The organism is Pseudomonas sp. Cab53 (genome assembly GCF_018325965.1).
Lineage (GTDB): Bacteria > Pseudomonadota > Gammaproteobacteria > Pseudomonadales > Pseudomonadaceae > Aquipseudomonas > Aquipseudomonas chlororaphis_E.
In genome coordinates this window covers 4,588,629-4,612,097 of sequence record NZ_AP021902.1, presented here as the reverse complement: position 1 = coordinate 4,612,097, position 23,469 = coordinate 4,588,629, and the positions used below count along the sequence as shown (strand labels likewise).

Here is a 23,469-nt window from a genome sequence, read left to right as displayed (position 1 = left end):
ACATTGCGTCCTGGGCGAACATAGATTTTGCGTTCGCGGCAGATCAAATGTGGGAGCGAGCTTGCTCGCGATGGCGGTCTTACTGAGCCAAAGCCATATCCACTAACCGATACAACTCCCCAACCTCAAGTGGCGCGGTAGCAAAGAGGATGCGGAACACTGTCGGTGCCACCACCAGGTTGATCCACCGTTCGACACCCGGGTTGGGTTCGTCGGGGTAGCGGTCGAAGATGACCTGCAACTGAGCGCCGATGATGCCCACGCAGTGCCCCGGCGTGGCGCAGGCCTGGATGTCGCGCATCATGTTGCGACCCGGTTCGGAGCTCATTTCGTCCAGGTACTGTTCGGCCCAGGCGCGTAGGTCGCCGCGCAGGCTGCCGGTATTGGCCGGCTCACTGTCGGGCCGCATGCGGGCGATGGCAACGTCGGCCAGCAGCGCCGCCAGGTCTCCCCAGCGCCGGTAGATGGTAGACGGCGTCACCCCCGCGCGCGCAGCAATTTGCGGCACGGTCAGGGTGGCGCGGTCCTGCGTTTGCAGCAAGTCGCGGACCGCCGAATGAATCGATTCCTGTACCCGGGCGCTTCTGCCGCCGGGGCGTAAACCTTCTTTGATAGCCATGAGGCGGACCTTAACACAAAGAATTTGCTTTAAGCAGGGGGCGAGTGCAGACTCCACAAAAGCAAATTATTAGCTTTTGTGGATTTGATGGAGCGTGCCCATGTCCCGTCCAGCTTCAACGCGAGCGAGCCTGATGTTCCTGGCGCTTACCTTGCTCGGTTTTCTCGCCGCGTCCAGCGCGCCGACGCCGCTGTATCACCTCTATCAAGAACAATTGCAGTTTTCTGCGGCGGTGCTGACGCTGATCTTCGGGGTCTACGCGTTCAGTCTGCTGGCGGCCCTGCTGACCGTAGGGTCGCTGTCGGATTACCTGGGGCGCAAGCCGGTGATCTTCGCGGCCCTGCTGCTCAACATCGTGGCCATGTTGTTGTTCATCAATGCCGGCAGCATCGGCTGGCTGATCGGCGCCCGGTTGATCCAGGGTTTCGCCACGGGCATGGCCACCAGCGTGCTGGGCGCTGCGTTGCTGGACTTCGACCGTCGCCAGGGGCCGCTGATCACCAGTGTCGCGCCCTTGCTGGGCATGGCGTGCGGGGCATTGGGCTGCGGCCTGCTCGCGGAGTTCGCGCCGCTGCCGCTGCAATTGACGTACTGGCTGCTGCTGGGGCTGTTCCTGGGCCAGGCGATCTATCTCTGGCGCCTGGTCGAAAGTGTCAGCCCACAACCGGGCGCCTGGCGTTCCCTGCGCCCGAGCTTGCATGTGCCGGTGCAAGCGCGTCGAGCCCTCTGGTTGACGCTGCCCTTGAACCTGTCGGCCTGGGCGGTGGGCGGGTTCTACCTGTCCTTGGCGCCGTCCCTGGTGCGGGCCGCGACGGGATCGACCTCCAACCTGATCGGTGGTGCACTGGTGGCCGTCCTGACACTCAGCGGCGCGCTGTCCATCTTCACGCTGCGTAACCAGGCGGCCGAGAGAATCCTGCGCCTGTCGGCCGGTTTGCTGGTGATCGGCCTGACCTTGGTATTACTCGCGGCTCACAGCGCCAGCCTGGCGCTGTTCTTCATCGGCACGCTAGTGACCGGCAGCGGTTTTGGCGGGGGCTTTCTCGGCGCGCTGCGCAGCCTCATGCCACTGGCCTTGCCCCATGAACGCGCCGGCTTGATGTCGGCGTTCTATGTCCTCAGTTACCTGGCATTCAGCCTACCTTCGCTGCTGGCCGGAAACCTGGTGCGCGTGTTCGGACTGATCCCGACCACCGATGGCTATGGCGCTGTGTTGATCGTGCTGGCGGTCGCTGCACTGTGGGGTTTGCTGCGCCAATCGCAAACCGTGGCCATAAAGACTGGAAGCAGTGCCTGAAGGTATTTGCAAAATCGATAACAGATAGAGAAATTACCCGTTATATAGATATTCGAGTCGGCTATAGCATGGCCTCACCTCAACCGAGGACAGGAGTTCTGCCATGCCATGCTGTGCCGCCAAGACCCGCTTGCGTCCCCTGAGCCATTTGCCCAGGCCACTGGAAGCCATTCGCCAATTCACCCCCAACTGGTTCGCCGTCACCATGGGCACCGGCGTGCTGGCGCTGGCCTTGGCGCAATGGCCGGGGAGCGTGCCGGCCTTGCGTGTGGTGGGTGAAGGGTTGTGGGTGTTCAATACGCTGCTGTTCATCCTGTTCGCCGGGCTGTATGCGGCCCGTTGGCTGTTGTTCTTCGATGAAGCGCGAAGGATTTTCGGCCACTCAACGGTCTCGATGTTCTTCGGTACCATTCCCATGGGGCTGGCGACCCTCATCAACGGCTTGCTGGTGTTCGGGCTGCCACGCTGGGGTGACGCCGTGGTGCCGTTGGCGCAAGCGCTGTGGTGGGTTGACGTAGCCATGTCCCTGGCCTGCGGTGTGCTGATTCCCTTCCTGATGTTCACTCGCCAGGAACACCGGATCGACCAGATGACCGCGGTATGGCTGCTGCCGGTGGTGGCCGCTGAAGTCGCCGCCGCCAGCGGCGGGCTGTTGGCGCCGCACTTGGCCGACGCCCACGCGCAACTGATCATGTTGATCACCAGCTACGTGCTCTGGGCCTTTTCCCTGCCGGTGGCGTTCAGCATCCTGACGATCCTGCTGCTGCGCATGGCCTTGCACAAACTGCCTCACGAGAACATGGCGGCGTCGAGCTGGCTGGCCCTTGGCCCGATCGGCACCGGTGCCTTGGGCATGTTGCTGCTGGGGGGCGAGGCTCCGTTGATCTTCACCGCCAATGGCCTGTCGGGTGTGGGTGAAATCGCTGCCGGGCTGGGCCTGGTGGCCGGCATCACCCTGTGGGGGCTGGGGTTCTGGTGGATGTTGATGGCCCTGCTGATCACCGCGCGATACCTGCGTGAGGGCATCCCGTTCAATCTCGGTTGGTGGGGCTTTACCTTTCCCTTGGGGGTGTATGCGCTGACCACCCTGAAACTGGCGGACCTGTTGGGGTTGGGTTTCTTCGACGTGTTCGGCAGCGTGCTGGTGGTGTTGCTGGCGCTGATGTGGCTGATTGTCGGCCGGCGCACGGTGATGGGGGCCTGGCACGGCGAGCTGTTTGTGTCACCGTGCATTGCCGGATTGGCAAAATAATCGCCGCGCCTCTCCAAGCCATGCATGGCGTGGGGTAATGTGTGGCCTGGATCGAAAAACGTTATTCCAATAAGCGTCCAGGCCACTCAGGAACACGGAAGATGAGTCACCCCTCGCAGTTCACCTTGCTACGCACGCGGCGTTTCCTGCCGTTCTTCATCACCCAGTCCCTGGGTGCGTTCAACGACAACGTGTTCAAGCAGTCGCTGATTCTCGCGATCCTTTATCGGCTGACCATCGAGGGCGACCGTTCGATTTGGGTCAACCTGTGTGCGTTGCTGTTCATCCTGCCGTTCTTCCTGTTCTCGGCTCTGGCTGGGCAGTTTGGGGAAAAATTCGCCAAGGATGCGTTGATCCGCCTGATCAAGCTGGGCGAGATCGTCATCATGGCGGTCGGCGCGGTGGGTTTTCTGTTCGATCACCTGTCGCTGATGCTGGTGGCGCTGTTCGCCATGGGCACCCATTCGGCGCTGTTCGGCCCGGTGAAATATTCGATCCTGCCGCAAGCCTTGCGTGAGGATGAGCTGGTCGGCGGCAATGGCCTGGTGGAAATGGGCACCTTCCTGGCGATCCTCGCCGGCACCATCGGCGCGGGGATCATGATGTCCTCGGCGCATTACGCGCCGGTGGTGTCGAGCGCCATCGTCGGCATCGCCGTGCTCGGCTACCTGGCCAGCCGCAGCATCCCGCGCGCGGCGGCGGCCTCGCCGCAGATGCGCCTGAACTGGAACATCTTCAGCCAATCCTGGGCCACCCTGAAACTGGGCCTGGGGCAAACCCCGGCGGTGTCCCGTTCGATTGTCGGCAACTCGTGGTTTTGGTTCGTCGGGGCGATCTACCTGACGCAAATCCCGGCCTACGCCAAAGAGTGGATGCACGGTGATGAAACCGTGGTCACCCTGATCCTGACGGTGTTCTCGGTGGGGATCGCGCTGGGGTCGATGCTCTGTGAGCGGCTCTCCGGGCGCAAGGTCGAGATCGGCCTGGTGCCGTTCGGTTCGTTCGGGTTGACGGTGTTCGGGCTGTTGCTGTGGTGGCACTCCGGCGGGATTCCCGACAGCGTCCAGGGGCATGGCTGGCTCGAGGTGCTCGGCTTCGGTCATGCCTGGCTGGTGCTGATCGACATCCTCGGCCTCGGTGTCTTCGGTGGCTTCTACATCGTGCCGTTGTACGCGCTGATCCAGTCCCGCACCGCCGAAAACGAGCGGGCCCGGGTGATCGCCGCCAACAACATTCTCAATGCCTTGTTCATGGTGGTGTCGGCCATCGTGTCCATCGTGTTGCTGAGCGTCGCCAAGCTGTCGATCCCGCAGCTGTTCCTGGTGGTGTCGCTGCTCAACGTCGGCGTAAACGCCTACATCTTCAAAATCGTGCCCGAGTTCAGCATGCGCTTCATGATCTGGCTGCTGAGCCATTCGATGTACCGCGTGGAGCATCGCAACCTGGACGCGATTCCCGATGAAGGCGCGGCGTTGCTGGTCTGCAACCACGTGTCGTTCGTCGATGCCTTGCTGATTGGCGGCGCGGTGCGTCGGCCGATTCGCTTCGTGATGTACTACAAGATCTACAACCTGCCGGTGCTGAACTTCATCTTCCGCACGGCCGGGACGATTCCGATTGCCGGGCGCCAGGAAGACATCCACATCTACGAAAAGGCCTTCAAGCGCATCGCCCAGTACCTCGCGGAGGGCGAATTGGTGTGCATCTTCCCGGAAGGCAAACTGACCGCCGATGGTGAGATCAATGAGTTCAAGAGCGGCCTGACCCGCATTCTCCAGGAAACCCCGGTGCCGGTGATTCCGCTGGCATTGCAGGGCCTGTGGGGCAGCTTCTTCAGTCGTGACCCGGCCAAGGGGCTGTTTCGCCGGTTGTGGTCGCGTGTGACCCTGGTGGCAGGGCCGGCAGTGGCGGTGGAGCTGGCGGAGCCGGCCAAGTTGCAGGCGTTGGTAGGCGAGTTGCGCGGGAGTGTCAGGTAGCACAGAGCTCCTGTGGGAGCGAGCTTGCTCGCGATAGCGATGTATCAGTCGACATAATGGTTAACTGATACACCGCGTTCGCGAGCAAGCTCGCTCCCACAACGATTATGCGCTGACCTTCAGCCCGATCAGCCCCGCCACGATCAGCGCCACGCTGGCCAACCGAACCAGCGCCATCGACTCACCAAACAGTATGATCCCGGCGATGACCGTGCCCACGGCGCCGACCCCGGTCCAGATCGCATAGGCCGTGCCCAGGGGCAGTTCCTTCATGGCCAGGCCGAGCAGGCCGAGGCTGATTACCATGGCGGCAATCGTCAGTGCAGTGGGGAGCGGGCGGCTGAAACCGTCGGTGTACTTCAGGCCGACTGCCCAGCCAACTTCGGCCAGGCCGGCAAAAAACAGAATGATCCAGGACATCGCAAACCTCCATCGAAGATGGGGTCGTCCCCGGATTGAGACTTGATCGACGGACGATTCAAGTGGCGGGGTCGTCCCCGCGCTCAAGGGGTAGAGTGCCCATTCTCGAGCACTCGATCAAGCCTGCGTTCAATCCACCGCCTGCTTCGCGGCGAGCGCCTCGCGGTCCTGCTTTTCGCTCATGCGCCGGAAATAAGTGGAGAGCAAGGCCCCGGAGATGTTGTGCCAGACGCTGAACAACGCACTGGGCACCGCCGCCAACGGCGAGAAATGCGCGCTGGCCAGGGCTGCTCCCAACCCGGAGTTCTGCATGCCCACTTCCAGCGCCAGGGATTTACGCTGGGCCAGCGGTAGCTTGAACAGGTGGCCGGTGAAATAGCCCAGCAGGAAGCCGAAGCTGTTGTGCAGCATCACCACCGCCATGATCAGCAGGCCCGATTCGGCTATTTTCGCCTGGCTGGCGGCAACGACCGCAGTGACGATGATGACGATGCTCACCACCGACACCAGGGGCAACACTTCCACCGCGTGGCGAACCTTGTCCCCCAGCAGGCGTTGTGCGACCACGCCCAGGACGATCGGCAGCAACACCACTTGCAGGATCGACCAGAACAGCTCCATGAACGACACCGGCAGCCAGGCCGAAGCCAGCAGCCAGATCAGTGCCGGCGTCAGCAGCGGCGCGAGCAGGGTGGTGACGGCGGCGATGGCGACCGACAGGGCCAGGTCGCCACGGGCCAGCCAGGTCATGACATTGGACGAGGTGCCGCTCGGGCAGCACCCCACCAGGATGACGCCGACGGCGATTTCCGGCGGCAGGTGGAACACCTGGCAGAGCAACCACGCCACGCCGGGCATGATCACGAAATGCGCCACCACGCCCAGGGCCACGCGCCAGGGATGACGGGCGACCTCGGCGAAGTCTTCGAGTTTGAGGGTCAGGCCCATGCCGAACATCACCAGCCCCAGCAGCGGCACGATGGCGCCTTTCAGGCCGATGAACCAGGCCGGTAGCAGGAACGCCACCACCGCGAAAATCAGTACCCAATAAGCGAAGGTATTGCCGACGAAGCGGCTCAATGCTGCCAATGCGCGCATGGCCAGATCCTTGTTATCAAATGAAACCCACAAACAATTGTGGGAGCGGGCCTGCTCGCGAACGCGGTGTATCAGTTAACCATTATGTCGACTGATACACCGCGTTCGCGAGCAAGCCCACTCCCACCGTTGAGATCACCCGCCGTTAGATTCCCTGCGGAATCTCTTCCCCGCCCAGCGCCTCGACCAACGCCGGCAGGAACTCGCCGAAAGTCAACATCATCAGCGTGAAGCTGGCGTCCAATTGGCCGAGGGCTTCGTCGCCGCCATCCTGCTCGGCCTGGTCCTGCAACAGGTCTTCGAACTTCAGGCGCTTGACCACCATCTTGTCGTCGAGCACGAAGGACAGTTTGTCCTGCCAGGCCAGGGACAGTTGCGTGACCACCTTGCCGGTGTTCAGGTGCAACTGGATCTCGTCGCTGGTCAGGTCCTGGCGCTTGCAACGCACGATCCCGCCGTCTTCGTGGGTGTCGCGCAGTTCGCATTCGTCCAGCACGAAGAAATCGTCGGCAGCCTTCTGGGTCTTGACCCAGTCGGTCATGATGGCGGTCGGGGCCATTTTGACCGTCAGCGGGCGCACGGGCAGGGTGCCGATGACTTCACGCAGGGTCGACAGCAGGTCTTCGGCGCGTTTCGGGCTGGCGGAGTTCACCAGGATCAGCCCTTGCTTCGGCGCGATGGCGGCGAAGGTGGACGAGCGGCGAATGAAGGCACGTGGCAGGAACGCCTGGATGATTTCATCCTTGAGTTGGTCACGCTCCTTCTTATAGACCTTGCGCATTTGCTCGGCCTCGATTTCCTCGACCTTTTCCTTCAGGGCATCGCGTACGACGCTGCCCGGCAGAATGCGTTCTTCCTTGCGAGCGGCAATCAGCAGGAAGTCCTGGCTGACATGCACCAGCGGCGCGTCTTCGCCTTTGCCAAACGGCGCGACGAAACCGTACGTGGTCAACTCCTGGCTTGCACATGGACGCGCCAGTTTGCTGGCCAGTGCAGTTTCCAACGCCTCGGCATCAACAGGCAGATCTTGGGTCAGGCGATAGATAAGCAGGTTCTTGAACCACATGGGGTGAGTCTCTCCTTTATACAAAGGGGGGCATTATTCTCTGCGCGGCGCCATAGGCCAACCCTTCGCTAAGCCTTTGGAAGGCCTGAAAAAATTAATTTAAAAAGTGCTTGCCAGCTTGAAGAGTGCTCCGTAGAATGCGCGCCACACCGAAAGCGAAGGGTGATTAGCTCAGCCGGGAGAGCGTCTGCCTTACAAGCAGAATGTCGGCGGTTCGATCCCGTCATCACCCACCATTCGTTTCAAGTGTTACGCGCAGCGGTAGTTCAGTCGGTTAGAATACCGGCCTGTCACGCCGGGGGTCGCGGGTTCGAGTCCCGTCCGCTGCGCCATATTTGGTTACCTGGAACACTGAACGCCAGGTCACCCCGAAAAGCCCGCTAACGCGGGCTTTTTGCTGTCTGTGGTTTACGCGGTGCGTGTTCTTCAGTTTTTTTGCTGAATTTTGCAATTAAATCAGCACGTTACAAAAAACTGTGAGAGAATGCGCCCCGCATCGAAAGTGCAGGGTGATTAGCTCAGCCGGGAGAGCGTCTGCCTTACAAGCAGAATGTCGGCGGTTCGATCCCGTCATCACCCACCAACTTTCAATGTTACGCGCAGCGGTAGTTCAGTCGGTTAGAATACCGGCCTGTCACGCCGGGGGTCGCGGGTTCGAGTCCCGTCCGCTGCGCCATATTCGGTCACCTGGAGCACTGAACGCCAGGTCACCCACAAAAAGCCCGCTCATTGAGCGGGCTTTTTGTTGCCTAGCGTTTATCAAGAGGGCGTTCCCACGCCCAGCGCGGGAGCGCCTCGACAGAATGCTTTGCGTGTCTACTGCTCGGCATTGCGACTGTGCCGGTAATCGCTGACGGCTTCATACACCGCTTTGCGCAGACGGTTGATACCACCGATGGGGCGGTGCGCCTCCAGGCCGAACCACGGATTGAACGACTGGTTATCACAGGCCAGGTTCAGCTTGGGGGTGTCGAAGTCCTGGGCGGGCACCTTGATGCGCGCAACGGTCTCGAACGGGGCATCACTTTCGCGCCATTCAATGCTGGTGTCTTCGATCGGCATGTACTTGCGCGGGTCCTGGCGCTGGACCTGCAAGACAAAGCACGCCGGCACGCGGTCTGTGGATAACTGCTGATTGAGGGCGCTGCGCAGGAAGTTGGGCAATGCCTGGTTCTGTGCGGGCAGGGTATAGGTCGGGCAACTGTCCGGGTCTGGCGCCACGCGAAACTTCGCATTGGCCGCGCCGAACTTGTAGGGCGATACCGAAAAGTACGTGGTCTGAGTCGGGCTGGCCGGTGGTGGTGAAAGGGTCGCCAGGGCGATGAACAGATGGCGAATCTGCCAACTGCGCGGGTCCACGCTCGGAAAGAAGGCCATGGCTTTCTTTCCATCGGCCTGGGCAGCCACATTCTGACGGTACTCGGCGACATCGCTGACGAAGAAGTTCGGATGGTTGAACATCACGAAATCCTGTTCGCCGTGTGATTGGCGGTCATCCAGCAGTTGCTTGCCGGGCACGTCCAGCAGCTTGATCGCCATCCCGCGCGCATCCCGCAGGCTGTCGAATTGAGGGTAAGCGTTGCCATTGGACAGGCGCATCGTCGCTTGCCAGACCTTGCCCGGCTCGGCGAACACACCCTGGCGCAACACGGCCGGCAGATCGTTCGGCACCTGCACCTCGGCCATGACGCAGCCGTGGGCCTTGGCGTGGGCGTCGCGCAGGTAGCGCGTGCCTTCGCGGTGTTGATCGACGATGCGGATCGCCGTCTGGATGATTTCCTGGGTCATGGCGGCTTCGCCGGGCGGTACCTGCTCCTGGTCAGGCACCGGGCCGCTGTGGTGCCAGGCGTACCAGGCCGTCGCCAGTGCCCAGCCGAGCAGCCCCAGGCCCAGCAGCCACAGGAGCGTCTTGCCCAAGAAGGCGCCGAGGCGCAGCCAGAGCGTGGTCAACATGGAGAAATCCTTTTGCGGGTGAGGTTCATCATTACAGTTGCGACTCCAGCGGTCCGCCCAGCACTTTCAGGTATTCCAGCAAAGCCCAGCGTTCCTGCGGTTGCAACAGCCGGCCAATGACGCCGTTGCCCTTTTCACCGGCGCGGAACTCATGACCGCTGTTGTGATTGCCGGTTATGCGGGTGTCGAAGAGAAAACCGTTGGTGAAGGCTTCGGTGCGATAACCGAGGTGTCGCGGGTCGTACTCGAAGTTGCCTTTATAAAAGGTGGTGGCCCGCTCGTCCTGGGGCGACAGCAGTTGGTAGATCGTCGGCACCGAGCCGTTGTGCAGGAACGGTGGCGTGGCCCAGACGCCCGCCAGTGGCCGGGCCTTGTAAGCGCGCAGCTCGCGCACGCCGATGGGCAGGCCGAAACCGTCCAGGGCCGGACGCTCGGCGGGGGTGACGCCGGCGTCGCGGTAGGCGCGGTTCTCGACGAACGCGGTGACATAAGCCAAGCCCTTGGCGACCGAGAGCTGGCTCAGGTCCAGCGGCTCTTTCGGGGTCGGGTGCAGTTGCACCTCCAGCTTCGCCAGCTCGGCCGGATCCCACTGCAGGCTGGTCAGGTCGAAGCGGTGGTCGGCGATGTTATTGGCGGTGCCCGGGTCGGTGCCGATCACCTGCACGGGCAGCATGTGCAGTTGTTGCACCGGCCGGTCGGGCCCCTGGATCACCTGGGGCACATGGCAGCCTGCACAATTTTCGTTGAACAGGGCGCGGCCCTTGGCGGCCAGGGGTTTGTCGATCGCGCCCAGCAGCGACTCCGGCCACGCGGGTGGCTTGAGCAGTTGCAAGGTCTCTTCGATCTTGTTCAGGTCGCGTACGCGTACGCTGGAAGGGTAGCGCGCGTCGCCTTGCAGCGGTTTGCCCTGGGCGTCGAAGAAACTCAACGTGGCGCCAACGCCCAGCGCCTCGCCGACGTTGCGGGCCATCGGTTGCTGGGCCGAGCCATTCCATTGCACCCAGTCGAACGTCCACATTTCCCACAACTGCGGGTAATCCACCGGGGCGTTGGCCACCCGGTAGTTGGCCGGCGAAATGGCGTCGCCGAAGCTGGCGTTGGCAATGCGGCCAAAGGCGTCGGTACGGCCGGGACCTTCTTCGGTCGGGTAGAGGCCGCGATGGGTGTCATTCCAGGCCACCCGCAAGAAGGTGTCGAGGGAGGCCTTGAACGCCTTGCGCAGGTCTTCATGACCGGCGTCGTAGTCGTTACCCAGGACCTGGCGGGCGAAACGTTCGAATTTCCACGGGTTGTAATAAGTAGAAACAAGACTGGCGACCAGTGCCTGTCCGAAACTGCCGCCGCGCAACGTCGGCACGCTGGAGGGCAGGACGTGTTGTGCCGAACCGCCATCGATCCGTATCGCCTGGCCCTTGAAGCGCAGTTCACCGGTGTGGCAGGCCGCGCAAGTGATGTCCAGGTATTCGTCGGTACCGCCCAGGTTCTGATGCCGGGCGAAACCCACTGGCAGGTTGCCGGGGTTATCGGGCGAGGCTTTCTGCGCCGGGTCCACCAGGAAGCCGAAACGCGCCAGGTACTCAGGCGAAGCGAACCGCTGTTGCGAAAACGGCAGTTCGAGGGCGGTGAACCAGTTGTAGCGCAGGCCTTTCACCTGGGTGCCTTGGGGGGTGAAGTAGTAGGTCTGACGCTCGGCGGCGCTCCATTGATCCAGGTAGTGCACCTTTTCGACGGGCGTGTAGAACGGCAGGCGAGGGTTGGCAACGTAGTACAGCACCACGGCCACGGCAATGACCAGCAGCGCGAGGAGCAGCCAGAGAAGACGAGAGAGAAGGCGCACGATAACGTCCTTGTTTTTTTGATATGCCCTTATGCCTCAGTGCCGCTTTACGGGCAAGTGGCCATTATCCTTTGCGTTGCGGCGAGGTGCTCATTTGTCTGTGTAGGTAACAGATGACAGAGCCTTCATCTGCCGAGGATTAAAAAGCGTTTGCCGACCTGAACTTATCCTCGCTTTGTGGCTCACATGCCGGTAGCCATTGGTCGTGGCCGCCTGATAAGCTCGCGGCTTTACTCGATTGCCCTTTAGGCGCATGAACAAGGAAATAGCATGAAACAGCATCGGTTGGCGGCGGCGGTGGCCCTGGTTGGCCTGGTACTCGCGGGTTGCGATTCGCAGACCAGCGTAGAGCTGAAAACCCCGGCGCAGAAAGCTTCCTACGGGATCGGCCTGAACATGGGCAAGAGCCTGGCTCAGGAAGGTATGGATGACCTGGACTCCAAAGCGGTTGCCCAGGGCATTGAAGATGCCGTCGGCAAGAAAGAACAGAAGCTGAAAGACGAAGAACTGGTCGAGGCTTTTGCCGCACTGCAAAAACGTGCCGAAGAGCGCATGGCCAAGATGAGCGAGGAGTCGGCAGCGGCCGGCAAGAAATTCCTCGAGGAAAACGGCAAGAAAGCTGGCGTGACCACCACCGCTTCCGGCCTGCAGTATGAAGTGGTCAAGAAAGCCGATGGCCCGCAGCCTAAGCCGACTGACGTGGTGACAGTGCACTACACCGGCAAGCTGACCAATGGCACCGTGTTCGACAGTTCCGTCGAGCGTGGCAGCCCGATCGATCTGCCGGTCAGCGGCGTGATCCCAGGTTGGGTCGAAGGCCTGCAACTGATGCACGTCGGCGAGAAGTACAAGCTGTACATCCCAAGTGACCTGGCCTACGGTGCCCAGAGCCCGAGCCCGGCGATCCCGGCCAACTCGGTCCTGGTGTTCGACCTGGAGCTGCTGGCGATCAAGGATCCGGCCAAGGAAGACGCTGCCAAGTAATCGCGTCTGCGCCAAGACAACGCCTCGCTCATGCGGGGCGTTGTTGCATCCGGGCATTGGAAATGTAAAAAAACCGAACGCACCTCGCAGGCTACAGTCATAGGCAATACGGGCGCTGTGCTAGCCGTAGACAGCCGGCCAAGTCAATGAAATATTGGGTTTTTTTTAGTGAGTAAAAAACGCCCGATCTGAGCCGGGGCCTTATGATACGGGGGCTTCAGCGGCGAAATGCAGCTCTGTTCACAAGGTTATCCACAATTTGTGTGGATAACATTTCAGTGGGAGAAAAAATGAAGGCGCCGTGGAATTTTGCGCGATTTCTACCGCTGGCCGGGCGTCTGCTGGCCCGTGGTCGTTTGCCCACCTTGTTGTTCGCCGTCGCCAGCAAAGGCGCCCGGGAGGGTGGCCGGCTAGGCAAGCTCAAAGAGGACCTGCGCCTGTTGCAGGCCTTGTGCCTGGCCTATTGGCGGGGCGAGTACCGGGCCGTCAGCGCCAAGTCGATGTTGTCGGTGGTGGCGGGGCTCATGTATTTCCTCAGCCCGCTGGACGCCATCCCGGACATCCTGCCGATGTTTGGCATGTTCGACGATATCGCCGTGCTGGCCTGGGTCATGAAAACCCTCGACACCGAACTCGAAGCGTTCCGGGCCTGGCGTTACCGACAATCCCCCGAGAAGCTGGCCCGGGTCGAAAGGCTGCCCGATACGCCGGAGCAACTCCAGCTCCAGCGCCACGAAAAATCCTGATCCCGCGCCGCTTGCCCCAGAGAATTCATCGCCCCGCGACCTCAGCCGTCATTTAGGATTACACTTCCAAGGAAAAAGGCTGACTCGCTAAGTGTTGTTGTCCTACGGGGTAGACATGGATATTCAAATAATCACCCGCGACGGAGAGCCCGAGTACGCGGTTTTGCCGTGGGATCAGTATCAGTCGTTGTTGAAGGCCGCCGGCCTCGATCAAGCACCGTCGCGCGAAGCTTCTGTCCGGCACGCGGCGGCACCCGACCAGGTTCTCCCTGGCCTGGATCAATTACGCAGTTTGCGCGAAGGGAAGGGCATCGCCATCGAGGCGCTGGCCCGCACGGTAGGTATCAGCCCGTCTTATCTGGCCTTGATCGAGAGCGGCGAGCGTCAGCCCGATGCCGCGATTCGGCGCAGTCTGGCCTGGGAGTTGACGGTGCCGGGTTGGAGGGACGAGTCGTGAGTGTACGCATCAGTCGGCAGCATTGGGATGGGTTGTTGGGGGAGTTGGACCAGGCGCGCCGCCAGCGCCATTTGTTGACGTACCGCGCCTTGCTGGAGCGCTTGCAATTGCCCAGCCCGGCAATGCAGACCTTGACCGCCGCCCTGGAGCACCTGGCGGCACTGGACGCCCGGGCGGAACAACCGCTGCGCAGCTCGCTGGTGATCAGCCAGGGCGCCAGCCGGTTGCCGCGCACCGGTTTCTTCGAGTGCGTCGAGCGCCTGGGCCGGTTTTCCGGGCCTTCCGATGGTGTGGCCGCCGCGTCCTGGCACGCCTCGGAAGTGGTCCGAGTGTTTGAATACGAATACCCCGAATCGGCGGAGGCCTGAGTGCTCTGGCGACTCAAGGCGCGGGCCGGCTATTGGCTGGCGCGACGCTTGTTTCACTGGTCATGGTTCGTCCGCCAGCCGCGTGGCTGGGCTTGGCTCGAAGGCCAGTTCGCGCGCATGGCGAACCTGGGTGACGCAGGGGCGCAAAGTTTCTACGGGCATATCCTGACGTTCCGTGGCCAGGGGCTTGGCGCACGTGAGGAAGGCCTGCGCCTGCTGCGGCTGGCGGCCCTGGCGGGGGATGGCAAGGCGGCCTATCAGGTTGGCGTGATCAGCCTGGCCGGCAGCGCCAGCAAGGCGCCGGATCCGGCTGAAGCCGCCCGCTGGTGGGCCTTGGCAGCCAAGGCCGGGCACCCGTTGGCCGAGGACAAGCTCAAAGCGCTCGAAGCCGGCGACCGTTAGGTTATCCACAGCTTGCCGGGCGCTCGCCGTTTGCGCGAGCGCCCCACTGCGGGTTGTTCTGGATGCATGTATTTAGAGAATCGGCCTACAGTCCCTGCTGTATTTCCTGACTTATTTCCCTTTTTATCCCCGGCAAAGTCTCGCGCTCCCTGAGCGCTGCGAGACGTCTGCCCATGTTCGACTGTTTTTGTCTGCTGATCCTTGAACGAGCGATGGCCTGATGGACCAGGTGAGTCGCGTCGAGCAGGCGCTCGACAGCTTCAAGGACACCCTGACGGTCTACCGCGAACAGCTCGAACGCTGGTACAGCCGGGCTGCGGACCGGGCCAGTCATGCCGCCGACGTGCCCTCGCTGATGGGCATGGAGCGACTGATCCGCTTCGGCGACAGCCTCACCGCGGTGAGCACCGGCGACGAAGATTTTCTCTCCACGGTCACCCAATGCCCACAGGGCGGGGTGATGACCATCGAGAGCAAGCTGGAGTCGGTGTACGACATTCCGTTGGGCGACATCGTGGTGCACGTGGTAGCGGTGGACACCGGCGAGGTCACGCCGGTCACCCTGGATGCCCAGGGCCTGGGCACCTTCAACGGCGAGGCGGGCAAGCGCTATCGGGTGCATGTCCAGGACGAGGTTTCACCGGCGCAGCTCCAGGCCCTGTTTTCTTCCTACGATGGCCTGAGCAAGGAGCTCACGGACTGGCTGCGCGGCGAGTGGCAGGGGTTCAAGCCTCAGTGGGCGCAGCAGTCTGCGGCCAACTCGGCGGCGGCGGTCGGCAATGGCCTGCTTGCCGGCAGTTGGGCAGCGATTGAAAGCGTGTGGGACAGTATCACCCTGCTCAGCGACATCCTCAAGGATCCCGCCCGGTTCCCTGACCGCCTGGGCGCCAGTGCCGCGCAGTTGCAAGACCTGGCGCAGGACGCGCCGCAGGTGATGGCCAAGCTGCAAATGCTGGCCAGCGACGAAGCGGCGCTGTTTCTGCTGGTGCGCACCGCCAGCCTCTGGCTGGAGATGTTGCCGCCCAGCGAAGTCGCCGGCGCAACCGCCGAGGCCATGGCGATGGGGGCGGTGCAACTGGTGATTGACCTGCTGATCGGGGTCGTCCTGACCTTTGCCGGCGCGGGTGCCGCAATCGCTTACCTGTCGCTGCGCCTGGTTCGCGTGGGGGAACGTGTGCTGGCAGCCGCCCAGCGCTTCGTCAGCGCGATGTTCGCCGTGGTCAACGGCTTCATCGTCTATGTGGACCGCTACAAGACCGTCGCGGCCCGAGGCGTTGCCAGCGCGGTGAAAAAGGGCCGGATGCAACTGCGTTGGGACGCCCAGCGCAACACCACGCTGAAAAAAAACGAAGTCCACGACGATGTCCCCGCCCAATCGAAGAACCCCAACGGTGACAGCGCCGACAGCGCGGCCCTGACCCGTACCAGCGGGTGCCCGGTGTCGATGGTCACTGGCGAAGAGCTGTTGACCCTGGAGGACGGCACGCTCGAGGGGCGCTTGCCGTTTATCTTCACCCGCCTGTACCGCACCAGCGCCGTTGAACTGGACATCGGCCTGGGGCGCGGCTGGAGCCATGCCCTGGCGCATCGCCTGCAACTGGAGGATGAGCAGGTCACCTGGATCGATCAGGAAAATCGCCGCACCACGTTCCCACGGCCCAATGCCCGGCGCCCGGCCATCCATAACAGCCTGGCGCGGGCGGCCATCTACCTGGGCAGCGAGCCCGACGAACTGATCATCGCCCAACCGGGCGAACGGGCGCCTTTCCTGCATTTTCGCGACGGTCACCTGGCCGCCCTCAGCGACCGCTACGACAACCGCCTGACGATCCAGCGCAACATTTACGGCGACATCTGCCGCCTGGACAACGGCGCCGGCCGCGCGCTGCGCCTGCGTTATCAACAGCGGCACCTGATGGCCGTCGATTACCAGTCTTTTCAGCCGGCCACCACCCTGGATGACCCTTGGCGAACTGAGCAGACATTGGCGTCCTACCGCTATGACGGACGTTTCCGACTGATCGAGGCGACCAATGCAGCAGGTGAAAGCGAACGCTACGACTACGACGACCAGCACATCATCCTCCAGCGGCAACTGGCCGGTGGCGCGAGTTTCTACTGGGAGTGGCAGGGCGTCGGGCAAGCGGCCCGCTGCGTACGGCACTGGGCTTCGTTCGCACAGATGGACAGCCGCTACACCTGGGGCGACGACGGCAGCGTCACGGTCCGGCACCTCGACGGCAGTGAAGAAGTGTACGTCCACGATGACCGCGCGCGGTTGGTGCGCAAGGTCGAGCCCGATGGTGGCGAACATCTCAAGGCCTATGACGAACAAGGCCGATTGGTGGCCGAGCAGGATCCGCTAGGGGCCGTCACCGAATACCGCTACGACGAAGTCGGTCAACTGGTGGCGCTGATTCCGCCTGTGGATGAGCCCACCTCCTACGAGTACCGCAACGGTTTCCTGCACGCCCGCACCCAAGGCACAGGCCGCGACAGGTCTGTCTGGACTTACCGGCGTAACGCCCAGGGCGACGTGGTCAGGTCCATCGACCCCGAAGGAAACAGCACTTTCTACAAATACGATGCCCGCGGCTGCCTGGTGGAGATCAGCCACCCTGACGGCAGTTTTCATGACTTCGCCTGGAACCCGCTCGGCCAACTGACGGAAGAGGTCATGCCCGACGGCAGTCGCCGGCGTTTTTCCTACGATGTGCTGGGGCGCTTACTGACCCGCCAGGACGAACACGGCGCCCTCACGCATTACCAGTGGGACCCCGTGGGCCGTCTGCTCAAGACGACCCTGCCCAACGGCGCCAACCGGGCCTGGACCTACAACGCCTACGGCAAGGTTACCTCCGAGCGCGACGAACTGGGGCGTGTCACCCGTTACGAATACGCCGATGACCTGCACCTGGTCAGCCGCCGGCGCAATCCCGATGGCAGCGAACTGAAGTACCGCTACGACTCGGCGCGGCTGTTGCTGACGGAAATCGAAAACGAATCCGGCGAAAAATATCAGCTGGACTACACGCCCAACGGTTTGATCCGACAACAAGTCGGTTTCGACGGGCAGCGTACTGCCTACGTCTATGACCTCAACGGCCACCTGCTGGAGAAAACCGAGCACGGCGAGGACGGCACGCAACGGGTCACCGCTTACCAGCGCGATGCGACCGGGCGATTGCTGGTCAAGACCTTGGCCGACGGCCAGGCGATTCGCTATCGCTACGACGGCCGGGGTCGGCTGGTGGAGGTCGATGACGGCACCGACCATCCGCTGGCCTTCGAATACGACGCCCAGGAACGGCTGGTCGCCGAACACCAGGGCTGGGGCACCCTGCGCTATCGCTACGACCTCTGCGGGCGCCTCAACCACCTGCGCCTGCCGGATCACAGCCAGCTCGACTTCCACCACGCCAAGGGCGGTGCGCTGACCGCCATCGACCTCAATGGCAAGCGACTCACCGAGCATCGATTCCAGGGCGGCCGGGAAGTGCAACGCCAACAGGGCCTGTTGCTCAGCGAATACGGTTACGACGAGCAAGGTCGCCTCAAGGCCCAGACCGTGTGGCAACACCAGCAGCAGCTGTTCTGGCGCGATTATGCCTACAACGCCAAAGGCAACCTTGAAAGCCTGGCCAACCACCGCAATCGCCGCCACTACCAGTACGACCCGATGGATCGCCTGGTCAGCATCCAGTATTCCCACACCGACCCGCCGGAACGCTTTGCCCACGACCCGGCCGGCAACGTGCTGCTGCACGACCGTCCGGGCCCGACCACCCTCAAGGGCAACCGCCTGCTGACGGAGGGGGACCGCCACTACGACTACGACGCTTTTGGAAACCTGATCCGCGAGCGCCGTGGCAACGTCCCCAGCCTTGTCGCCGACTATCGCTACGACTGCCAGCACCGCCTGATCGGTGTTACCACGGCGGACGGTCGCGAAACGTCCTACCGCTACGACGCCTTCGGCCGACGCATCAGCAAGACCGTGGACGGCCTGACCACGGAGTTTTTCTGGCAAGGCGACCAGATCGTCGCCGAAAGCAGCCCGCGCCACCACCGCAGCTACCTCTACGAACCCGGCACCTTCCGCCCTCTGGCGATGCTCGACGGCAAGGGCCTGAACGCCTGCCCGTTCTACTACCACCTCGACCACCTGGGCACCCCCCAGGAACTGACCAACCACGCCGGCGAAGTGGTCTGGTCGGCGCGCTACACCGGCTACGGCAAACTCATCGCACTCGAGCACGGCGGCGGCCAACAACTCGAGCAGCCCCTGCGTTTCCAGGGTCAATACTTCGACCCGGAAAGCGGCCTGCACTACAACCGGCATCGCTACTACAATCCCGAGACCGGCCGCTACCTGACACCCGACCCGAGTAAGTTGGCGGGCGGGCTCAATGGGTATCGATACACCCTGAACCCGACGGGGTGGGTGGATCCGTTGGGGCTGGTGGATTGTCCGGGGAAGGGCGGGTGCAGACCGGCGGTTGGGGAGCAGGATCCGGCGGATAAGGTCTGGGTAGATGAGGGTGAGCCGCGGTTGCCAAAGCCAACCGCTGCTGAGTTGGCTGAGAAAGAGGTCAGACGTTTAGACAGGGAACAAGGCATGCACATGGTTGGTAAGCATAGTCCAGCGGTTCCAGACCAGAAGTGGAAGCGGCGAGCAATTGATGGTACGGATCCCATTACCGGCAAGACTCCTTGGCATAGGAAAGGGAATCCAAGTTCGAGATTTTACAGTTGGGAGTTACAGTTAAAAGCTTATGAGTTAGCAATGTCAAAGAAAAATAGCGGTCATGTGCTACTAATGGATAAGAGCGGAAGCAAATATCTACGAGCGGATTTTCCGGGTGCAGGAGAGGGGTATATTCCAAATCCTAAGGATCCAACCAATCCGAAGCTGGTAAAAATGAATCGTATAGAAATGAAGTTTGATCGGGATACCGAAGCCCCATTTACGCTGTACCCAATTAAATAGGAGATGTAAATTGGTTGATCCTAGTACTGGCCGGCCTTACATGCCAACACCTGCATATTTTTTAGGTTGTTTCGATATATACGATCGGGAGGAAACGTTAGGTGAAGAGCTTGAGAAGTTTGATCCAAATAATCCGCTGGATCGAGAGGTTTTAATTCTAAACTATTCGCTAACCAAGAGTTGGCGAATTACCTATAGACAAAAATTTCTCCTTTATAAAAGCTTAGAAGATGCGCTGCGAGATAGCAGTTATGACTTTCAGGCCCTATTGGAACATGATGATCAGGCCTGCTCATCGCTCCCTAACGGGTGGGATACAATGAACAATCCTAGGGTTTTTTTTGAAGATATATATAAGTTCGCAAGTAAAGTATGGGCAGACGATCTCCGCAAAGCTGAAGCTGAAGATAGATCTACTTGGGACTATGTGTAGGTAATGAGAATATTTGATGGGGGTAAGCAAGAAATAGGAGGAAATTCAGAAGATTCAGCGGCAGGCCAGGATCAAGAGACTAGCTTTGCCAATCAACTCTTAGTCGTGGTTTGTCCCTGATATGGTTCTAGATATCAATTGAACGCAATATAGGGTGATGCTCGTTTTTAGGCGTAATGATTTGTTTGAAAGTACTAAGCCAGTCGATTTTGGGTGACCGATTGGAGAGGAAATATAACCGAGACGGTTTATAATACAATACATGCGATCATGCGATAGCTATATTGAATGAAAATGGTGATCCAATAACAGCTTATACAGGGCCGAAAAAATGAAACCCAAACCAAGCATGATGCCGCTGATCGGGTTGTTGTTTGTATTTAATATTGAGAATGTTTGTGACGAAAAGCGGGAGGCGCTGATAGTTTCAAAAAACATAAATGTCGATTCCGAGCTCTGTGAGTTGTTTGATATTTTGCTTAAGCCGGAGTTTTTGCGTTATCCATCCGGCGCGCAGAGTAAGTATATTGAAACAATCAGCTATTATCTGGAGATTGGCGATAGTTTTGATGATTTGTTTGAAGATGTGGATACATATTTTGATCAAGAAATTCATGAGCGGCGACACTTTATGGAAGTATTGCTGAGCTGCCTCAAGCGCTATCACTCAGAGAATGCTCCATAAGCCTAAAGTCATAGAGAAATTGAAGTTGAGAAAGTTTAGAAAATATGGTTCGTATACACCTAATGAAAGTTCAACAGAAAGCCGCGCCGGAAATGTAAAATCCCCCAAGCCAAGGCAGTGGTACGCTAACTGTAGTACCAAGTTCAATAGTTTTCGAATACAGCATCAAGCCATAAATGAGGCACTGAGCCGAGAGGAAAGAGGGCTTCCACGTTTTACGGGGGAAGACAAGAGAGGGAATCCAGTAGTGCGTATGTATTTGCCCAAGGTTGGGCAGGGGTATATACCCAATATAAATGATAGAGAGAATCCAATATTTCAAAGTGAAATTAATGTATTTGAAGTCAGGTTCGATTACGAAACACTACGTCCGATCACTGCTTATCCTGTAGGAGGTTTTAATGTTGATGCATCCGTTTCTTGATCGGCCCTATGATCCTCAGATAAGTCATTTTCTCGGCGGCTTCGAAATATATGATTGCGAAGAGTCTTTGGGGAGGAGCTGTCGCAGTATAATGTCGATTGTGCCAGAGATCGGAAAGAGCTGATTTATAAATACGTGGTTCATCGTTTTAGGAAGCTGAGTTATCGTCACAAGTTTTTGTTTTTTGGTGTACTTGCAATTGCACTCGACGATCCGGCATATGACTTTGGTGAAGCGTTCGAACACGAAGTGGTTTCACATTCAGCCCTTCCACCGGGATGGGATGAAATGGAGGATTCCAGAGTTTTCTTTGAGGATATCTATAAATATCTAGCAGAAGAGTGGAGCGAAGAGCTTGATAAAGCCAGCCAAGAAGACCCTGCAAACTGGTAGTTCAGATAAGGAAAATGGCTGATGCTGGTAGTTTAGAGGAAGAAGTTGAGTTTTTCTATTGTTTAACTAACATGCGCCACCAATCCACTTTGTGGCGAGGGAGCTTCCTCCCGCTGGGCTGCGAAGCGGCCCCAAAATAGCCTACTCGATCTACCAGACACACCGAGGTGTTGTTCAGAAGGGGCTGCTACGCAGCCCAGCGGGAGCAAGCTCCCTCGCCACAAGGTTAGTGTCAGGCGTTCGGGCCGAGGGCGGCAGTGGGGAATCCGCTCAAACCGATAACCCCAACTCCACTACAGCCTCCCGCTCAACCAAACCATCAACCAAATACACACTCCCCCCCAAAATCTCCTTGGCATGATGCTTCGCCTGCGAAGCCAGTTCCGCCAGTTGGCTGGCATCCAACGCCTCGCAGGCGTCCGAGCGCAGGTGCACGACGCCGATGGACAACGACAGCAGTGCAAACTCCTGGCGTACGCCCTGTCGATTCAACGCCGTGAAACAGCCGGCTTCCAGGTGTTCCGGGCGGTAGAAGCGGCGGCAGTGGGTCTGGAAGTCGGTCAGGAGTTGGTCCAGGCGCTTGCGCCAGTCTTCCGGGCCGAGGACCAGGAGGAAGTCGTCGCCGCCGATGTGGCCGACGAAGTCGCGACTGGGGTCGATGCGTTCGTTCAGGCATTGGGCCAGGCACAGCAGCACTTCGTCGCCGCGGCCGTAGCCGTAGATGTCGTTGAAGGGTTTGAAGCTGTCGATGTCCACGTAGCAGATCACCGACTCTTGGCGCTGCTGGAGCAGGCGCGTGAGGCATTGCTGGATCGGTACGTTGCCCGGCAGCAGGGTTAGCGGGTTGGCGTAGCGAGCCTGTTGGATCTTCAGTTCGGTGATCAGCTTAAGCACGTCGATCACCCGGCCCAGGCCCATGTAGCCGCCATTGAGGGTGATGATGAAGTCTTCTTCGATGCGCTGTCGGGCCCGGCTGGTGATGAGGCGGCTGACTTGCTGCAGCGACTGGCTCAACTCCACCGCGAGAAAATCATCGCTCATCAGCCGACTGATGGGCTTGCGGGCGAACAGGTCGGTGGCGAAGGGCTTGAGCAGGGCGTCCGAGAGTGAATGGCGATGAACGATGCCGCAGGGCTGGCCCTGGTCGTCCAGCACGGCCAGGGAATTGAGATTGGCCTGGCGCCGGAACGCGTCCAGCACGATGGCCGTCGGTGTGTTGTGAGCCACGGCCGGTTGTTCGTTGAGCAACGCGCCGAGGTCGTTGACTTCATCGGTCAGCGTCACCGCGCCGCCGTCCTGGCGGGGCATCAACGCCCGGGCATCGCGCGAAGGCTGTTCATGGGGACGGGCGAGCAGGTAACCCTGGACCAGGTCGACGCCCATTTCGATCAGCACCGCCAGTTCTTCCGGCAGTTCTATCCCTTCGGCAATCACCTGGGCCCGCGAGGTGCGGGCGATCTTCAGGATCGAGCCGACGAACTCGCGCTTGAGCGCATCCTGGTGAATGCCGTCGATGAAATGCCGGTCGATCTTCACATAGTCGGGGCGCAATTCGGACCACAGCCGCAGGCTCGAATAGCCGGCGCCCAGGTCGTCCAGGGCAATGGAAAACCCCATTGCCCGGTAGTGATGCAGGGCGGTCTGCAGCAGTTGGAAATCATCGATGGGGGTTTGTTCGGTCAGTTCGATCACCACCTGGCTGGGCGGGATGCCGAAATCCTGTAGCAGTTGCAACGTGCGCCCGGTCTCATGGGCCGATTCCAGCAGGGATTCGGGCGAGACGTTGAGAAACAGCTTGCCCGGCAGCTTTTGCTCGTTGAAGCGCTGGCAGGCGCTGCGGCGGCAGGCCAGTTCCAGTTCGCTGAGACGCCCGGCCTGGCGGGCGACGGAGAGCAGGGCGATGGGGGAGTGCAGCGGGCTGTTCGAGGGGCCGCGCGTCAGGGCTTCATAGCCGATGATGCGTCGTTCAGAGAGGCAGATGATGGGTTGGAACAGGCTGTGCAAACCGCTTTGAGCCAGAATTGAACTCAAGGCACTCAGCTGTTCTGTCGTGGTCATGGCGATCTCTG

At 60.4% G+C, this 23,469-nt stretch carries 19 protein-coding genes and 4 tRNA genes; 16 read left to right on the top strand and 7 right to left on the bottom strand.

The window, feature by feature from the left end:
- Positions 1–79: 79 nt before the first annotated feature.
- A complete protein-coding gene (locus tag KI241_RS20105; RefSeq protein ID WP_042732026.1) occupies positions 80–619 on the bottom strand; it encodes a TetR/AcrR family transcriptional regulator in 540 nt (179 codons plus the stop codon).
- 100 nt (positions 620–719) lie between these two features.
- On the opposite strand from KI241_RS20105, the gene KI241_RS20100 reads away from it, so the two are divergent.
- The 3 genes from KI241_RS20100 to KI241_RS20090 all read left to right on the top strand — a co-directional run bounded on the left by KI241_RS20100 (position 720) and on the right by KI241_RS20090 (position 5,144).
- The gene (locus tag KI241_RS20100; RefSeq protein ID WP_042732027.1) at positions 720–1,916 is read left to right on the top strand and encodes an MFS transporter; all 1,197 of its coding nucleotides are present in this window, start codon (positions 720–722) and stop codon (positions 1,914–1,916) included.
- 103 nt (positions 1,917–2,019) lie between these two features.
- Positions 2,020–3,168 (top strand): TDT family transporter, encoded by a 1,149-nt coding sequence (locus KI241_RS20095; protein ID WP_212802917.1) that lies wholly within the window; start codon positions 2,020–2,022, stop codon positions 3,166–3,168.
- Positions 3,169–3,269: 101 nt separating this feature from the next.
- Complete coding sequence (locus KI241_RS20090; protein WP_047736499.1) at positions 3,270–5,144, top strand: MFS transporter; 1,875 nt, start codon at positions 3,270–3,272, stop codon at positions 5,142–5,144.
- Between the two features lie 105 nt (positions 5,145–5,249).
- Here KI241_RS20090 and sugE read toward each other — a convergent pair whose 3' ends face one another.
- The 3 genes from sugE to rdgC all read right to left on the bottom strand — a co-directional run bounded on the left by sugE (position 5,250) and on the right by rdgC (position 7,728).
- Positions 5,250–5,564 (bottom strand): quaternary ammonium compound efflux SMR transporter SugE, encoded by a 315-nt coding sequence (gene sugE, locus KI241_RS20085; protein WP_042732581.1) that lies wholly within the window; start codon positions 5,562–5,564, stop codon positions 5,250–5,252.
- Between the two features lie 129 nt (positions 5,565–5,693).
- The gene (locus tag KI241_RS20080) at positions 5,694–6,662 is read right to left on the bottom strand and encodes a bile acid:sodium symporter family protein (RefSeq protein WP_042732580.1); all 969 of its coding nucleotides are present in this window, start codon (positions 6,660–6,662) and stop codon (positions 5,694–5,696) included.
- 145 nt (positions 6,663–6,807) lie between these two features.
- A complete protein-coding gene (gene rdgC / locus KI241_RS20075) occupies positions 6,808–7,728 on the bottom strand; it encodes a recombination-associated protein RdgC (protein WP_042732579.1) in 921 nt (306 codons plus the stop codon).
- A 160-nt stretch (positions 7,729–7,888) separates the two neighbouring features.
- Here rdgC and KI241_RS20070 point away from each other — a divergent pair.
- From KI241_RS20070 to KI241_RS20055, 4 genes are all read left to right on the top strand, one after another.
- Positions 7,889–7,964, top strand: a tRNA-Val gene (locus tag KI241_RS20070).
- 19 nt (positions 7,965–7,983) lie between these two features.
- Positions 7,984–8,060, top strand: a tRNA-Asp gene (locus tag KI241_RS20065).
- Between the two features lie 175 nt (positions 8,061–8,235).
- Positions 8,236–8,311: transfer RNA gene (locus KI241_RS20060), tRNA-Val, on the top strand.
- 16 nt (positions 8,312–8,327) lie between these two features.
- A tRNA-Asp gene (locus tag KI241_RS20055) sits at positions 8,328–8,404 on the top strand.
- Positions 8,405–8,544: 140 nt separating this feature from the next.
- Here the strand turns inward: KI241_RS20055 and KI241_RS20050 are convergent.
- Positions 8,545–9,681 carry a catalase family protein gene (locus tag KI241_RS20050; RefSeq protein ID WP_123578381.1) on the bottom strand — a complete coding sequence of 379 codons (1,137 nt, stop codon included), beginning with the start codon at positions 9,679–9,681 and terminating at the stop codon, positions 8,545–8,547.
- A gap of 31 nt (positions 9,682–9,712) precedes the next feature.
- Positions 9,713–11,518 (bottom strand): di-heme-cytochrome C peroxidase, encoded by a 1,806-nt coding sequence (locus KI241_RS20045; RefSeq protein WP_212802916.1) that lies wholly within the window; start codon positions 11,516–11,518, stop codon positions 9,713–9,715.
- 270 nt (positions 11,519–11,788) lie between these two features.
- On the opposite strand from KI241_RS20045, the gene KI241_RS20040 reads away from it, so the two are divergent.
- The 9 genes from KI241_RS20040 (at position 11,789) to KI241_RS20000 (ending at position 21,400) form a co-directional block, all read left to right on the top strand.
- Complete coding sequence (locus tag KI241_RS20040) at positions 11,789–12,502, top strand: FKBP-type peptidyl-prolyl cis-trans isomerase (RefSeq protein ID WP_003204577.1); 714 nt, start codon at positions 11,789–11,791, stop codon at positions 12,500–12,502.
- Positions 12,503–12,792: 290 nt separating this feature from the next.
- Positions 12,793–13,248 (top strand): YkvA family protein, encoded by a 456-nt coding sequence (locus tag KI241_RS20035; RefSeq protein WP_053145990.1) that lies wholly within the window; start codon positions 12,793–12,795, stop codon positions 13,246–13,248.
- Between the two features lie 115 nt (positions 13,249–13,363).
- The gene (locus tag KI241_RS20030) at positions 13,364–13,705 is read left to right on the top strand and encodes a helix-turn-helix transcriptional regulator (protein WP_042728960.1); all 342 of its coding nucleotides are present in this window, start codon (positions 13,364–13,366) and stop codon (positions 13,703–13,705) included.
- Positions 13,702–14,073 carry a hypothetical protein gene (locus KI241_RS20025; RefSeq protein WP_003179080.1) on the top strand — a complete coding sequence of 124 codons (372 nt, stop codon included), beginning with the start codon at positions 13,702–13,704 and terminating at the stop codon, positions 14,071–14,073. Before KI241_RS20030 ends, KI241_RS20025 begins: the two co-directional genes overlap by 4 nt.
- The gene (locus KI241_RS20020) at positions 14,074–14,475 is read left to right on the top strand and encodes a sel1 repeat family protein (RefSeq protein WP_123578379.1); all 402 of its coding nucleotides are present in this window, start codon (positions 14,074–14,076) and stop codon (positions 14,473–14,475) included.
- 220 nt (positions 14,476–14,695) lie between these two features.
- Positions 14,696–19,465, top strand: coding sequence for an RHS repeat-associated core domain-containing protein (locus KI241_RS20015; protein ID WP_212802915.1), 4,770 nt, complete (start codon positions 14,696–14,698; stop codon positions 19,463–19,465).
- Positions 19,466–19,475: 10 nt separating this feature from the next.
- The gene (locus tag KI241_RS20010) at positions 19,476–19,898 is read left to right on the top strand and encodes a hypothetical protein (RefSeq protein ID WP_244868239.1); all 423 of its coding nucleotides are present in this window, start codon (positions 19,476–19,478) and stop codon (positions 19,896–19,898) included.
- 331 nt (positions 19,899–20,229) lie between these two features.
- On the top strand, positions 20,230–20,583 hold the full coding sequence (locus KI241_RS20005) for a hypothetical protein (RefSeq protein WP_212802914.1): 354 nt from the start codon (positions 20,230–20,232) through the stop codon (positions 20,581–20,583).
- A 478-nt stretch (positions 20,584–21,061) separates the two neighbouring features.
- Complete coding sequence (locus tag KI241_RS20000; RefSeq protein ID WP_244868238.1) at positions 21,062–21,400, top strand: hypothetical protein; 339 nt, start codon at positions 21,062–21,064, stop codon at positions 21,398–21,400.
- A 270-nt stretch (positions 21,401–21,670) separates the two neighbouring features.
- Here the strand turns inward: KI241_RS20000 and KI241_RS19995 are convergent, their stop codons facing one another.
- The gene (locus KI241_RS19995) at positions 21,671–23,458 is read right to left on the bottom strand and encodes a bifunctional diguanylate cyclase/phosphodiesterase (protein WP_212802913.1); all 1,788 of its coding nucleotides are present in this window, start codon (positions 23,456–23,458) and stop codon (positions 21,671–21,673) included.
- Positions 23,459–23,469: the final 11 nt, after the last annotated feature.